Raw genomic sequence first — 13,667 nt, forward strand, 5'->3', positions numbered from 1 at the left:
TAATTAGCTTGGCGTTGTTTTTCTTTTTCATTACGCAGTATAGCTGTATGACATTCAAACGAGTAGTAGTGACCGGCCTCGGTGCGTTGACACCCATTGGCAATGATGTAACCACTTATTGGAACAACTTGGCAGCCGGTGTAAGCGGGGCCGGTCCCATTACGAAGTTTGACGCCAGCAAGTTTCGTACGCAATTCGCCTGCGAAGTAAAAGGGCTGGACGTTTCCCAATACATCCCCCGGCAGGAAGCCCGTAAGATGGATGCATTTACGCATTATGCACTCATCGCTACCGACGAAGCCGTTCGGGATGCCGAGTTAAATCTCGATACTCTTGATAAAAATAAAATCGGTGTTATTTGGGGGTCAGGTATCGGCGGTCTCAAGTCCTTTGAGGATGAAATGATCGATTATGCCAAAGGCGACGGCACTCCGCGTATCAATCCTTTCTTTATTGTCCGCATGATTGCCGATAGCGCATCGGGCCAGATTTCGATGCGCTACGGATTTCGGGGTACCAACTACGTAACCGTTTCGGCCTGTGCTTCCACCAACAACGCCATCATTGATGCGTTCAACTACATTCGATTGGGTCGACTCAACATGTGTGTAGTGGGTGGTTCAGAAGCGGCTGTTACTAAAGCAGGCATCGGTGGCTTCAACGCCAACCGGGCTTTATCGGAGCGCAATGATTCTCCTCAAACGGCATCTCGGCCTTATGATAAAGACCGCGACGGCTTTGTTATGGGCGAAGGGGCAGGGTCGATCATTCTTGAAGAGTATGAGCACGCGCAGGCTCGGGGAGCTAAAATTTATGCTGAGCTAATTGGTGGCGGTATGTCATCAGATGCCTATCACATTACGGCTCCGCACCCCGAAGGGTTAGGTGCATTTCTGGCTATGCAGGATGCCTTAAACGATGCCGGTATTGCACCTGATGAAATTGATTATATCAATACCCACGGCACCTCAACCCCTATTGGCGATCCACAGGAGTTGAAGGCGATTCACCAGTTATTTGGTGAGCATTCATTCAAAATGAATATTAGCTCAACCAAATCTATGACAGGCCATTTATTAGGAGCTGCTGGCGCTGTTGAAGCAATCGCGTGCTTAAAAGCAGTGGAACATCAACTTGTTCCACCAACAATCAATCACTTTACCAACGACGATGAAATTGATCCGCGCTTCAATTTAACCTTCAATGTCGCTCAGGCTCGTCCGCTGACAACCGTCATGAGCAATGCATTTGGGTTTGGAGGGCACAATGCTATCGTCATTTTCCGTAAACTTAGCTGAGTCGTGCAACTCGCTTTGCCACGTAGTTTATTCAATCCCCTCGCGTGGTTCCGATCTGGCCACAATGATCCGCGTAAAAATTTACGCCGGTCCATTGGTCATATCATTGGGGCACGTCCGTCCAATCTGGGTTTGTATCAACTGGCTTTACGCCATACGTCAGCCTCCAAAGCAACGGCTATCGAAGGCTTCCGGGAATCGAATGAACGGCTGGAGTATCTGGGAGATGCTGTCCTGGGCATGGTCATTGCTGAATTTCTTTTTAAAAAGTACCCCTATAAAGACGAAGGATTCCTCACGGAAATTCGCTCTCGCATTGTCAATCGCGAGACGCTGAATGGAATCGCTCGCAAAATCGGACTCGATCAGTTGATTGAATACGACGGAAGCCGGACTCGGAGCCTTCCCGCTCGTACGTCTATGTATGGCGATGCACTCGAAGCATTGGTCGGTGCTATCTATCTGGATAAAGGCTTCCGCTTTTCCCGTCGGTTCATTCTCAAAAATTTACTGTCTCATTACGACATTGAATCGGTCGTTCAGAACAATGGCAATTTCAAAAGTCGTCTGATCGAATGGGCGCAGCGCGAAGGCAAAGAGATTCGTTTTGAGATCGTTTCTGAAAAAGGCAACAGCCACTTCCGCGAATTTATTGCCCAGGTTCTGGTTGATGACGAACCATTCTCAACGGGTAGCGGCTATAGCAAGAAAAAAGCCGAACAGGCAGCCGCTGAGAAAGCGTTCGAACTACTGGCTATCAAGTAAGTCTGTTTAATTCACAATTTTCGTAGCCTATTAGCCACAAGGTTAGTTCCTGTTGAGCGAACTTAAACGTGGTGATAGTGAAATTCTGTCATTTTTCAGGCCATCTTGTCCTGAAACCACCTTATCTTCCACTAAAGAAATGTCAAAATGGCTTGAATTATTATGGTTTTTCTATTGGCACGTGGTTTGAAATAAGCTTACTGTCTTTGTTAACTTATCTCTCAACACAAACCTTAATAGAAAGTCATGAGTAAGTTTGTGTGCGCGAAGAAGCAAAAGTAAAACCACCTCGTCAGATCGAAATCACTGGTTAATTCAACTTTAATGAAAAGCCTGTGAGATTTTCTTGCAGGCTTTTCATTAACTTAAAGGCCCCTTAACAAAGCCCTGTTAAATTTTGTTAAGGACACACATTACCCGGATTTTTCAGAAGCCCATTCCGTTATACTAACAGAGTAAACAATAAGTTTCTAACACAAAAAGAAAGCAATTAGATTTCCCAATCAATCATGAAAAGCAACTGGAAATTAATAGCGTTAATAGCTGTACTTTCGAGTGCCATAACGCTGGCCGCTTACAACCTGTTGGGTTTCAACAGCCGGGATGTAATCTTTAATGAATCGTCGCCCTTCCCAGCTATCACGGGTCGTTTGGCGTCAATGCCGGGTGGCCCTATGGCTGCTCCAGGCGATTTCTCGACTGCCGCTGAAGCCGTAACCCCTACGGTTGTCCATATTCGTACGACGATGACCCGCACGGTTCGCCAGCAACAAGTTCCCGATATTTTCCGGGAGTTCTTTGGCGATGATGCCTTTGGTGGTGGACAGCGTCAACCCCGCCGTCAACAAGGACAGGCTTCGGGCTCGGGCGTAATCATCAGTAAGGATGGTTATATTGTTACCAACAACCACGTTGTGCAGGATGCCGACGAAGTAGAGGTAATTATGACCGACAAGCGTAGCTTCAAAGCTAAAGTTATTGGTACTGACCCACTGACCGACCTGGCTGTTATTAAAGTAGATGCCAACAACCTGCCTGCCATTACACTGGGTGATTCAGACGCTCTGAAACTTGGCGAATGGGTGCTGGCCGTTGGTTATCCACTGGACCTCGAATCGACGGTAACGGCTGGTATTGTGAGCGCTAAAGGTCGTCGGATTGGTATCCTCGATCAGAACATCAATAAAAACGATGCGAAACCTGATTCTCCTGTAGAAGCCTTCATTCAGACGGATGCGGCTATCAACCCAGGTAACTCGGGTGGTGCACTGGTCAACCTGCGCGGTGAGCTGGTCGGTATCAACTCAGCGATTGCTTCGGCAACGGGTTATTACAGTGGATACGGCTTTGCTGTGCCTGTATCGCTCGTGAAAAAAGTGTCGGCCGACCTGCTGAAATATGGCAACGTACAACGTGGTTATATTGGTATCATGCCAATCGAACTGAACAGCACGGTTGCTAAAGATAAAAACGTTAAAATTGGTCGTGGTATCTATGTAGATCAGGTGGTTGACAACGGCGCTGCTGAAGCTGCCGGTTTGAAAAAAGGGGACGTTATCATCAAAATGGAAGGCCAGCCGCTGGATTCTGACGCCCAGATGCGTGAAATCATTGGCCGTCGTCGCCCAGGTGATGTACTGACTGTAACGGTTAACCGGGATGGTACCGAACGCGATTTCAAAGTGGAACTTCGCAACCGGAATGGTGGTCGTGACATCATCAAGAAAACTGACATTACCCCATCGGCTACCTCGCTGAACTCGCTGGGTGCTCAATTTGAAGACCTATCCGCTCAGGATGCTAAGCAATTAGGTATTACTGGTGGTGTTCGGGTGAAGAAAATCACTGACGGTAAACTGGCAGAAACAGACGTAGAAGAAGGTTTCATTATTGTGAAAGCGAACGGTAAAAACGTTAAAACCACAAAAGACCTTCAGACCATTATGTCGAGCGTGAAAGAAGGGGAAGGCTTAATGCTGATTGGCATGTACCCCAACAGCTCGCGGATGTACTACTACGCGGTGCCTGTTTAATAAAAGCAGAAAGGAGTAAAGGAAAAGGGCCAAAGGATATGATTGATATCCTTTGGCCCTTTTCCTTTACTCCTTTCTGCTTTTATTCGTAATAATTCAGAATCTGGTGACCGCTCTTCGCGAGGAGTTGGTCACGACGGAAGAGGTCGATATCGGCCGACATCATGTCTTTTACAAGTGCTGGCAAATCGTATTTAGGTTTCCAGTTCAATTGCGTCATTGCTTTCGTTGGATCGCCAAGCAGCAGATCTACTTCGGTTGGACGGTAGTAGCGTGGATCGATGCATACAACGGCCTTACCAACTTCAACCGGGAAGTCAGGGTTTGTTGAACTAGCCACCGTTCCTACTTCAGCATCACCTTCACCGGAGAAAGACAGTTCAACACCAATTTCAGCAAAAGCCATCCGGATGAAATCGCGAACGCTGGTCGTTACCCCCGTGGCAATAACATAATCTTCGGGTTTTTCCTGTTGCAGGATCAGGTACATGGCTTCTACGTAATCTTTAGCATGACCCCAGTCTCGCAGCGAGTCCAGATTGCCCATATAGACCTTGTCTTGTAAGCCTAAGCCAATACGAGCAACGGCACGGGTGATTTTACGGGTTACGAAGGTTTCACCCCGCAATGGTGATTCGTGGTTAAACAGGATACCGTTACAAGCAAACATGTCGTACGCTTCCCGATAGTTCACCGTAATCCAGTAGCCATACAGTTTAGCTACAGCATAGGGCGAGCGAGGGTAAAAAGGCGTGGTTTCCGATTGAGCGTGGCCCTGGACACCGCCATACAGCTCAGACGTTGATGCCTGATAGATACGTGTCTTTTTGGTTAAACCCAGCAAGCGTACGGCTTCCAGAATCCGTAGCGTTCCGATACCATCTACCTGAGCCGTGTATTCAGGCTCATCGAAACTAACCCGTACGTGCGACATGGCCCCCAGATTATAAATTTCGTCAGGTTGTACTTCCTGAATGATTCGAATGACGTTCGTAGAGTCGGACAGATCGCCGTAGTGAAGTTTCAGATGTATTTTTTTCTCATGCGGATCTTCATACAGGTGATCAATCCGTTGCGTATTGAATAGAGAACTCCGGCGTTTAATACCGTGTACTTCGTAGCCTTTAGCCAGTAATAATTCAGTCAGATAGGCCCCATCCTGGCCCGTAATCCCGGTAATCAACGCTTTTTTCATATATTCTTACTATCTAGGTTGAAGCGTGCGTAAGTTTACGTAAACACTTCTAAATTAACATTTATTTGACGTTATATTAAAATTACTTTATTAATAGGCTACGCCGAATATCTACTTTATCGGGCTGTAATTGAGCCGATGCGATTAATCGACGAATTGACGCATAATAACGTTCGGCATCCAGTCGGCGCATGAAATCGCCCACTTTCAACTTATAGGTTGGTTGGTTATAACTGAGGTAAGGACTTAACTCTGGAAAATTCTGCGAAACCATCAATTTAGCGGCCTCGGCCTCCTGACGCTGATTACCCACATACACTTGAATTCGATAACCCGGTGCGTACCGAATCGATCGATTTTGGGTTGCAATCGTATCCAGTACCAGATCCAGTTTACGATTGATATGCAGGGCTTCAATTGGTGCATTGGGTTTCCGATTATCCGTCCGACGAGGGGTATTCGTCGGGTTAGTTACCGGCGTTGTAGGGCGATTGGTGGTAGTTGAATTTGCGGATGTTGGATTCGCATTGTATACAGGCCGTACGGAAGCCAAATCTTCGTTATAGCTATTATAATCTGTCGCCGAGCTACCTGACGAAACCGAACGACTACTGGCACAACCCGTAATTGTCAGTACACCTAGTATGAGCACAATACCTAATCTGCAACGCATAACTTTTGTTCTGTATGACGCAAAAATAGCCATTTTGTCATTCCAATCGCCTAACCCTATGTATTCCGGTATAAACCCACGCTGGATTTTAGTTAATTTTGGGCATCTATTAAGCCGAATTCATGCTGAATATACAAAGCCACGTGTCGCTAAAACCGTATAATACGTTTCGGATTGATGCCAGCGCGCGGTATTGGGTCGACATTAGTAACGAAGATGATCTTCAGACGTTGCTTCAATTATCCGAATTTCTTGATAACCCTAAATTAATTCTTGGCGGAGGTAGTAATATATTGCTTTGCCGAAATTTTGACGGGTTGGCCGTTAAGCTTAACCTACAGGGTATCGACGTTGTCCGAGAAGATGAGACCCATGTTTACCTGAAAGCCGGTGGTGGTGTCAATTGGCACGAACTAGTTATGTTTTGCGTCGACCATGGGTATGCGGGTGTTGAAAATCTATCGCTGATTCCAGGTACGGTTGGTGCAGCGCCTATGCAAAATATTGGTGCGTACGGCGTTGAGCTGGAGCAGGTATTCGAGTCACTAACCGCAGTACACATACCAACCGGTCAAACCCGGACGTTTACCCATGCTGATTGTGCCTTTGGCTATCGGGAAAGTGTTTTCAAGCGCGAACTCAAAGGCCAATATATTATCACCAGCGTTACGTTACAGTTAGATAAAACCCCAACGTTTCATACTCGTTATGGCGCTATTCAGGAAACGCTGACGGAGATGGGCGTTTCGGAAGATAAGCTGAGCATAAAAGCCATCAGTGATGCTGTCATTCAAATCCGGCGCAGTAAGCTTCCCGACCCTGCTCAAATTGGGAACGCAGGCAGTTTCTTCAAAAACCCTGAAATTCCTAAAACTCAATTTGACACACTAAAAGCTGAGTATCCAACTTTGCCCGGCTATCCGGTCGACGACAACTTGGTGAAGGTTCCGGCGGGTTGGCTCATTGAGCAGGCCGGGTGGAAAGGCTACCGATCTGGTGATGCTGGTGTTCATGCCAAACAGGCACTTGTGCTGGTCAATTACGGCAATGCATCGGGCGACCAAATTCTGACGCTCGCAAAGCAGGTACAAGATTCAGTTCAGGAAAAATATGGAATTACGATTACACCTGAAGTTAATATTGTCAAATAGGCTTCTGGTTCAATTGACTTTCTTTTATAGAGCCTTTTAAACTTACGCTGAGAAGCAATTTTTGTCATTCCGACGAAGGAGGAATCTCAAGTCTTTCTAACCCATTACTAAGGCTACATTGAGATTCCTCCTTCGTCGGAATGACAAAAACGCTCATTTTACATTTTTTCAAAAATTTATACAGGCCTATATTCTATTCAAAACAAAGTGAAGCGGCTCCCAGCAGACCCGCATCGTTGCCCAGGGTAGCCCGTTTGATGCTCAGGCCGTTTTTATAATACGGGTTCAGCCAGTAATCAAGTGTCTTATTGACGGCTGGTAAAATATAATCGAAGGACGCAGATAGCCCTCCGCCAATCAATACCTGTTTGATATCCAGAACTTTAATAAGTGCGGCTAAACCTTCACCCAGCATTTCGCCAACTTCAGTCCAGATTTGTAGCGCCAGTTCGTCACCTTCGGCGGCAGCGGCTACCAGTCCTGTTGTTGAAATACTGCCGTCGTCAGGCAAATGCGTATCACCTGTATAATTTTTCCGGCGTTCGTTAGCCAGTTGCAGCAGTTCTACTTTCCCGATGTTGCGCTCCAGCACCCGACCATTACGCGATGGGATGTGGCCCGGCTCCATGGCATTTCCATCGCCCCCGGTAAAAATTTTCTTATTGATGATTGCAGCCCCTCCTACACCCGTACCCAGTGTGATGAAGATGTAGTTTTCCGTGATGCGCTCTTCGGCAAAGTAATACTCTCCTAAAGCAGCAGCGTTGGCATCGTTGGCCAAGAAAAACTGAATACCCAGAAATCGCTTGGTCAGTAACTCGACCATGGGTTCACCATTGATTTCTGGGATAGCCGTGATTTCAAGCGGGATTGTCCGCTCGCGGTTTAGCATACCGGGCAAACCAATACCTACTTTTTTTACGTCTTTGTTGCTTAACAATTGAAGGGCAACCGCATCGCCAAAGCGCTCGATAAAATGACCTGATTCGCGCCAACTGATGGTATCGTGGCTATAGAAGTTTGAAATTTTACCCGTATTGGCATCGACAATGCCCATTTTGACGTTTGTACCGCCAACGTCAATACCCAAATACTCAACGGAAGCCATTCGTAGCAATAATCAGTTTAATAATGAATAATGGTCTGTATACAAGAACGATGAAGAGCGTGCAAGTTACAAAAGAGTGGTCAGTCAATAGCCATTATAGGTTAAGGAGTTTCCGCATACTTTATCCTAAAGGAATTGCAATTTGTTTCTACCCTTAAATATCGCCGAGTTGTGGACGGATTAATAGTTCTTCAACAACAGCACTTTTTGACAGTGAATAAGCCGCCCAGGCGCTATTGGCCACATCTTCAGCTTTCATAAATCGCTCTTCGGGCAAATCGGTGCCTTCCCAACTAGCCGTTAGTGTAGCGCCCGGCAAAATAGCCGTAACTTTTACATCATGCGGTTTCAGTTCTTCGCGTAGCACCCGGCTCATTCCCAGCAGTGCAAATTTGGAAATACAATACGAACCGCCATTGGTGTAGGCCGTGATGCTGGCCGTAGAACACATCATAAAAATATGCCCCTGTCGACGCGCCATCATGTCGCCAACCAGGCCACGGGTCAGATGATAGGCACTGGCAACATTCGTATTCATCAGCGTCTCAAAGGTCCCTTCGGCTTCCTGATGAATTTCACCCGGCAGAAATATACCCGTATTATTTACAAGCACATCAACCGGACGGCCCAGCGACTGAATATAGTCCAGTAACGTATTCACACCCGATCGGGTCGATAAATCAGCAGCAATGGGCAATAAGCCAGGCCCTTTTACACCATCAACAGACCGGGCACAAACGATAGCCTCGAAGCCTTCCTTGATAAACCGATCGGCAATGGCGCGTCCAATCCCTTTGGTGCCACCCGTTACAACAATTAGTGGATTCATGTGTAAAACAACTTTGTTGGTCTTTATCTGGCGCAGAAAACGCACGGTTTAGCCTACGGCGCAAGTTACGTCAGAAACCATTCTATCTTTACGGGGGTTCTTCCGAATGACTATCATTCACTGTTCGGGTACAGTCTTCGCTATCGATTTATGTCACGATTAGGCAGTTACTTTATCTTTTTGAGTACGCTCTTCCGTAACCAGGAGAAATTTAGAGTGTATATGGGTCTTATCCTCAATGAATGCACCAATATTGGGGTTGGCTCTATTTTCATCGTAGCGCTTGTCAACACATTTATCGGTGCTGTCACCTGTGTACAAACGGCCTATAACCTTACCAATCCGTTCGTTCCAAAAAACATTATCGCCCTTATTGTCCGCGACAGTTCAATTCTGGAATTAGCCCCAACCTTATCGTGTATCGTCCTGGCCGGAAAAGTCGGTTCGAATATTGCCAGTGAACTTGGCACGATGCGTATTACTGAGCAAATCGACGCGCTTGAGGTAATGGGTATCAATTCCAGCTCTTATCTGGTTCTGCCGAAAGTGATTGCCTCTGTCCTCATGTTTCCATTATTGGTTATTATGGCGGGCTTTCTGGCTATTTTGGGTGGCTATATTGCCGGAACATTGGCAGGCGTTATTTCCCCAGAAGATTACGTGTCGGGCCTTCGCTTCGAGTACAAGCCCTTCGGTGTTACGTTCGCGCTTATTAAAACGGTAGTCTTTGCCTTTTTAATCTCAACGATTTCAGCGTATCGAGGGTACAACGTAAGCGGAGGAGCCCTCGAAGTGGGTGCGGCCTCAACGGCTGCCGTCACCAACAGTTGCGTTGCCATCGTAGCCGCCGACTTTATTTTAACCCAGATGTTACTCACGTAATTTTGAATGCCTGAATGATTGAATGATTGAATAAAAGAGCCGAAGTAAGCTATTCAATCATTCAGGCATTCAATCATTGAACCGATGATTGAAATCAAAAATATAGCGAAGTCCTTTGGCGGGCGTCAGATTCTGGCGGGCGTTAGTGGTACATTTAAACAAGGGGATACAAGCTTGGTCATAGGTAGTAGCGGTACGGGTAAAAGCGTATTGCTGAAGTGCATGATTGGCCTTGTAAAACCCGATTCGGGCGAGGTTCTTTACGATGGCCGTAATTTTCTGGAAAGCGATCTGAACCAGCAGAAGGCCATTCGGCGGGAAATGGGAGTTCTATTTCAGGGGTCCGCCCTGTTTGATTCGAAGACGGTACTGGAAAATGTTCGGTTCCCGCTCGACATGCTCACCGAACAGGCCGAAAGCGACAAACTGGATCGTGCTCACGAATGCCTGCGCCGGGTTGGCCTTGCCGAAGCCGCCGATCGGATGCCTTCTGAAATCAGTGGTGGAATGAAAAAACGAGTCGGTATTGCCCGAGCCATTGTTTTGAATCCCAAATACTTATTCTGCGACGAGCCCAACTCGGGCCTTGACCCACTCACCTCTATCAAAATCGATCAACTCATTTCCGAAATCACCGATGAGTTCAAGATCACGACCGTCGTCATCACGCACGATATGAATTCGATGATGGAAATCGGTGAGAAAATTATGTTCCTTTATCAGGGTGAAAAACTATGGGAAGGCAACAGCAATACGCTTACGCAGTCGGATGTTCCTGAATTGAACGAGTTCATCAACGCCAATAAGCTAATCCGGGAAATGGAAAAGTAAACGTTGATTTTAAATCAATACAGGTAAATTACCGGATCGAAAATCAGCAAATCACCAGCCTTATCAACTAAGACGTTCTGATCGTGAAGGTCTTCGATAAAAAGAGTTTGATCGGCATTGACATAGTTGTCTTCATACCGACGTATAAAGCCTAACTGATTCATTAATGCTTCCACTTCCTCGCGGCTAGCTCCTCGCACAGCGCTTATCGCCTTCTGGGAAACAACTGGCCGTAATTGGGGCAGTTCGTCAATCAACTCACTAACAAGCATTAAGCCTTCAAATCGATAGAACGTAGCAGGGAATAACCAATTGTGCAGGATTAATCGTTCAAGGTATTCCAAATAGCTCGTGTGAAAAGCTAAATTGTTTCGTTTCAAAACAACATCACCATTATATACAACTTGATGTTCCCCTCCTTCAATACAGCCTGACTCATACCAAAGCAGAGAGAATTGTTCAGCATCCCACAAGTAATTTGTCGCTACTGCCCATGCATATAAAGCCTGTGCTTCGAGCAACTTGATTTCTTCACTTATTTGCCAGATTTCACTGTATCCCGATTGGATTGCCGGGCTAAGCGACGGGTTTGCTCGATGAACTCTTCTTGTGACATCGAGGGCTGCTCGGAGACTTTCCTGATCAATCGCTCGTTCAGCGCTTTGTGGAAGTCGTTCAATTCGATTTCTTTGACTTTCTTCATCGTCGTAACGATTGGTCATTTAGGTAAAGATAAGCGTTTTATTAGTGAATCGGTTAAAACCGCCATCGGGCCTGTAGTTTCACTTCGGTTTTGTGCGGAGAATTGATCTGATCCAGATCTGAACCGACGGTTGTTTGATTGGTATAGTTCGTTCTGGCCCAGCGCATCCATATATCCAGATGACGACTTAGATTGTACTGTACCAGTAAATAATGACGAAAGCCATGATTAAAGTAAGCTGGGAACGAAAACGCATAGAGTACATCGCGTTCGTACACATACTGCCGACTGTCGTAATCATCTGTCCCGAATAAAGCGACTCGTCCGCTCAGGCTTAGTCGATGATAATCCCATGTTGCGTCCTGTACCAGTGTAAACCCAGTTGATGCCGGTTGGCCAGTATACCTAAAACTTCCCCACTGTACACGCGACCGAAGGGAGAAGCCTCGCATCAGCGTATACTCAGCATTTAGTGCATAACTTCTTCGCGTGGTCCCGACTACATCTTTCAGTTTATCTACCGTCAGATTCTTTTGTTTATGTTCTTCGTGATAAACCCCGTAAAAGGCCGTTTGTCGATTGGGGCTATAGCGGACCTGAACTAAATAATCGAAGCCGTTTGACGGTTTATCAACCAGGTATTTCAACCAGGGGAAATTGAAGTAATCGACAAAGCCACCTACAGTCAGCTTTCGATAAATGGTATATTTTAGGCCCAGATAAGCCCCTTCTTCATTGATGTTCCGGCTTCCTTCGCTAAAAGCGTTTCCATAAAAACTATGAAAATTCCGATCATAATGCCGCAAGGCGACAGCCACATCCAGTTTCTTGGTAAGACTGGCCAAAGCTCCACCCACAAACCCTGTCCCACCTGAGTTCGTGGCAGAGCCACTGCTATGAGCCAGTTCACCGAACAGATTCCAGTTTCGCCAGATGTAGCCCGCATGCACACCCACAACAAGGTTATGCGTGCCGGTAAACTCATACGCATTATAGGCTAAATCGCGCTTCTGGAAAAACGTATCAAACGTAGTACGCAACACTGTAAATCCCAGTTGTAGTTGCTTGCGATTCTGGTAGAGTAAGTGGGCTCCCAGATTGGTTTCGACCAGGCTACGCTGATCATCAATCTCTGATTGAGTTCGGTGAAGGCCCGAAGTTTGCAGCGAAGTAGCAACCCGCCCGATACTCGAACTATCCATATTAGCATCCCTCCGATTTCGAGCAGCTAGTAGGGTTATGTTTATGTTTCGACTCAACGCATAGGTAGCGGTTACCCCTCGAAAATACCCATACTCGGTCAGGGATGTGTACGGACGAGCACCCAACGTTGGCCGCCGGACTGTTAGTACGGTTTCGGAGCTTTTACCCAGCACAAACCCTGCCGATAAAATCAGGCCCTGACCTACCTGTAGTTGATAATCGCCCAACAGAACATTTTTCCAGCGCCCTCGATTCTGAATCTGCGCATGAAACGATACGTAATCAGCGCCATAACGCCGGGTGCCGGGTTGCCAGTCGATACGCTCACCAGGGTCCTTTTCCAGTGTCAATCCGAAACTAAAAGCGCGGGGGCGACTATAGCGATACCGAACATACCATTGGCTGGCATCTCCCAGATAGCGCGTGGGCAGGTTCCCTTTCTTATCGGGAGTTGCTTCTGAAAATCCTTTCTGTTCTTCCAAAACACGTTCATAACGGACAATCAGGTAATTATCCGTGGGCGTAGGCAAAGCGCCTAATAGACCCCGGGTTCCTGCTATGTCAACAAATGGAAGCAAACGCCGGATCGTCGGCAAGTCAAAGTCGGGAACCACCTGTAGTTCATAAATCGAGAGCAGGTCGCCGAACTCAGCCCGGTAGTTGGCTAAACTTGTCAGTTGTCGCTCAGAGAGAAGATAAGTAGCTGCCAGCTCATCCCGGGTAGCTGTATTCAGATCGATTGGATTTGCGTATAGCTGCGTCAGAGCGTCATAAACCGCCTGATAATCGATACCCTCCGTTTGTACGGGAAATAAATCCTGTAGATACCGACTTATGTCAGCATCCCGACGCACCGGTGCATTGGTTTGCGAAAAAGCAGCCGATGAAGCCAACCATCCGGCTAGACAGAGCAGGTAAACCGTTCGCAATCTCGTTTGGGGTTCAGTCCGAAATCGTTACAAACTACCATTGCTCCTAAATTTGTCTGATAAACAG

General features: G+C 46.8%; 12 protein-coding genes. 6 read left to right on the forward strand and 6 right to left on the reverse strand.

All coding sequences use genetic code 11. The features are described 5' to 3' along the window. Positions 1-47: 47 nt before the first annotated feature. The 3 genes from fabF (at position 48) to ACYVFD_RS13535 (ending at position 4,096) form a co-directional block, all read left to right on the forward strand. Positions 48-1,298: a beta-ketoacyl-ACP synthase II gene (gene fabF, locus ACYVFD_RS13525; RefSeq protein WP_461090666.1), complete on the forward strand. Its 1,251-nt coding sequence runs from the start codon at positions 48-50 to the stop codon at positions 1,296-1,298. A gap of 3 nt (positions 1,299-1,301) precedes the next feature. Next, positions 1,302-2,063: a ribonuclease III gene (gene rnc / locus ACYVFD_RS13530; protein ID WP_461090667.1), complete on the forward strand. Its 762-nt coding sequence runs from the start codon at positions 1,302-1,304 to the stop codon at positions 2,061-2,063. 509 nt (positions 2,064-2,572) lie between these two features. Then, positions 2,573-4,096, forward strand: a complete 1,524-nt coding sequence (locus ACYVFD_RS13535; RefSeq protein WP_461090668.1) for a Do family serine endopeptidase — start codon at positions 2,573-2,575, stop codon at positions 4,094-4,096. 82 nt (positions 4,097-4,178) lie between these two features. On the opposite strand, the gene gmd is transcribed toward ACYVFD_RS13535, so the two are convergent. Together gmd and ACYVFD_RS13545 are read right to left on the reverse strand one after the other, a co-directional pair. Then, positions 4,179-5,291: a GDP-mannose 4,6-dehydratase gene (gene gmd / locus ACYVFD_RS13540; protein ID WP_461090669.1), complete on the reverse strand. Its 1,113-nt coding sequence runs from the start codon at positions 5,289-5,291 to the stop codon at positions 4,179-4,181. Between the two features lie 82 nt (positions 5,292-5,373). Beyond that, complete coding sequence (locus tag ACYVFD_RS13545; protein WP_461090670.1) at positions 5,374-5,964, reverse strand: SPOR domain-containing protein; 591 nt, start codon at positions 5,962-5,964, stop codon at positions 5,374-5,376. Between the two features lie 122 nt (positions 5,965-6,086). Here ACYVFD_RS13545 and murB point away from each other — a divergent pair, with 122 nt between their 5' ends. After that, entirely contained in the window at positions 6,087-7,115 is a 1,029-nt protein-coding gene (gene murB / locus ACYVFD_RS13550) for a UDP-N-acetylmuramate dehydrogenase (protein WP_461090671.1), read from the forward strand. 193 nt (positions 7,116-7,308) lie between these two features. On the opposite strand, the gene ACYVFD_RS13555 is transcribed toward murB, so the two are convergent. Both ACYVFD_RS13555 and ACYVFD_RS13560 read right to left on the reverse strand, forming a co-directional pair. Further along, the gene (locus ACYVFD_RS13555) at positions 7,309-8,223 is read right to left on the reverse strand and encodes an ROK family protein (RefSeq protein ID WP_461090672.1); all 915 of its coding nucleotides are present in this window, start codon (positions 8,221-8,223) and stop codon (positions 7,309-7,311) included. Positions 8,224-8,377: 154 nt separating this feature from the next. Next, positions 8,378-9,052 carry an SDR family oxidoreductase gene (locus tag ACYVFD_RS13560; protein ID WP_461090673.1) on the reverse strand — a complete coding sequence of 225 codons (675 nt, stop codon included), beginning with the start codon at positions 9,050-9,052 and terminating at the stop codon, positions 8,378-8,380. 150 nt (positions 9,053-9,202) lie between these two features. Between ACYVFD_RS13560 and ACYVFD_RS13565 the strand changes: the two genes are divergently transcribed. Both ACYVFD_RS13565 and ACYVFD_RS13570 read left to right on the forward strand, forming a co-directional pair. Next, complete coding sequence (locus tag ACYVFD_RS13565; RefSeq protein ID WP_461090674.1) at positions 9,203-9,934, forward strand: MlaE family ABC transporter permease; 732 nt, start codon at positions 9,203-9,205, stop codon at positions 9,932-9,934. An 84-nt stretch (positions 9,935-10,018) separates the two neighbouring features. Beyond that, positions 10,019-10,765 (forward strand): ABC transporter ATP-binding protein, encoded by a 747-nt coding sequence (locus tag ACYVFD_RS13570; RefSeq protein WP_461090675.1) that lies wholly within the window; start codon positions 10,019-10,021, stop codon positions 10,763-10,765. Positions 10,766-10,779: 14 nt separating this feature from the next. Here the strand turns inward: ACYVFD_RS13570 and ACYVFD_RS13575 are convergent, their stop codons facing one another. Together ACYVFD_RS13575 and ACYVFD_RS13580 are read right to left on the reverse strand one after the other, a co-directional pair. Next, positions 10,780-11,487: a putative polyvalent protein kinase domain-containing protein gene (locus ACYVFD_RS13575; protein WP_461090676.1), complete on the reverse strand. Its 708-nt coding sequence runs from the start codon at positions 11,485-11,487 to the stop codon at positions 10,780-10,782. A gap of 34 nt (positions 11,488-11,521) precedes the next feature. Beyond that, positions 11,522-13,600 carry a ComEA family DNA-binding protein gene (locus ACYVFD_RS13580; RefSeq protein ID WP_461090677.1) on the reverse strand — a complete coding sequence of 693 codons (2,079 nt, stop codon included), beginning with the start codon at positions 13,598-13,600 and terminating at the stop codon, positions 11,522-11,524. Positions 13,601-13,667 lie beyond the last annotated feature (67 nt).

It is taken from the genome of Spirosoma gilvum, from assembly GCF_054776815.1.

Excerpts from the sequence above, each read along its gene's own strand:
- fabF (WP_461090666.1), top strand. The coding sequence starts at position 48 with ATGACATTCAAACGAGTAGTAGTGACCGGCCTCGGTGCGTTGACACCC.
- ACYVFD_RS13535 (WP_461090668.1), top strand. The coding sequence starts at position 2,573 with ATGAAAAGCAACTGGAAATTAATAGCGTTAATAGCTGTACTTTCGAGT.
- gmd (WP_461090669.1), bottom strand. The coding sequence starts at position 5,291 with ATGAAAAAAGCGTTGATTACCGGGATTACGGGCCAGGATGGGGCCTAT.
- ACYVFD_RS13545 (WP_461090670.1), bottom strand. The coding sequence starts at position 5,964 with ATGCGTTGCAGATTAGGTATTGTGCTCATACTAGGTGTACTGACAATT.
- murB (WP_461090671.1), top strand. The coding sequence starts at position 6,087 with ATGCTGAATATACAAAGCCACGTGTCGCTAAAACCGTATAATACGTTT.
- ACYVFD_RS13555 (WP_461090672.1), bottom strand. The coding sequence starts at position 8,223 with ATGGCTTCCGTTGAGTATTTGGGTATTGACGTTGGCGGTACAAACGTC.
- ACYVFD_RS13560 (WP_461090673.1), bottom strand. The coding sequence starts at position 9,052 with ATGAATCCACTAATTGTTGTAACGGGTGGCACCAAAGGGATTGGACGC.
- ACYVFD_RS13565 (WP_461090674.1), top strand. The coding sequence starts at position 9,203 with ATGTCACGATTAGGCAGTTACTTTATCTTTTTGAGTACGCTCTTCCGT.
- ACYVFD_RS13570 (WP_461090675.1), top strand. The coding sequence starts at position 10,019 with ATGATTGAAATCAAAAATATAGCGAAGTCCTTTGGCGGGCGTCAGATT.
- ACYVFD_RS13575 (WP_461090676.1), bottom strand. The coding sequence starts at position 11,487 with ATGACCAATCGTTACGACGATGAAGAAAGTCAAAGAAATCGAATTGAA.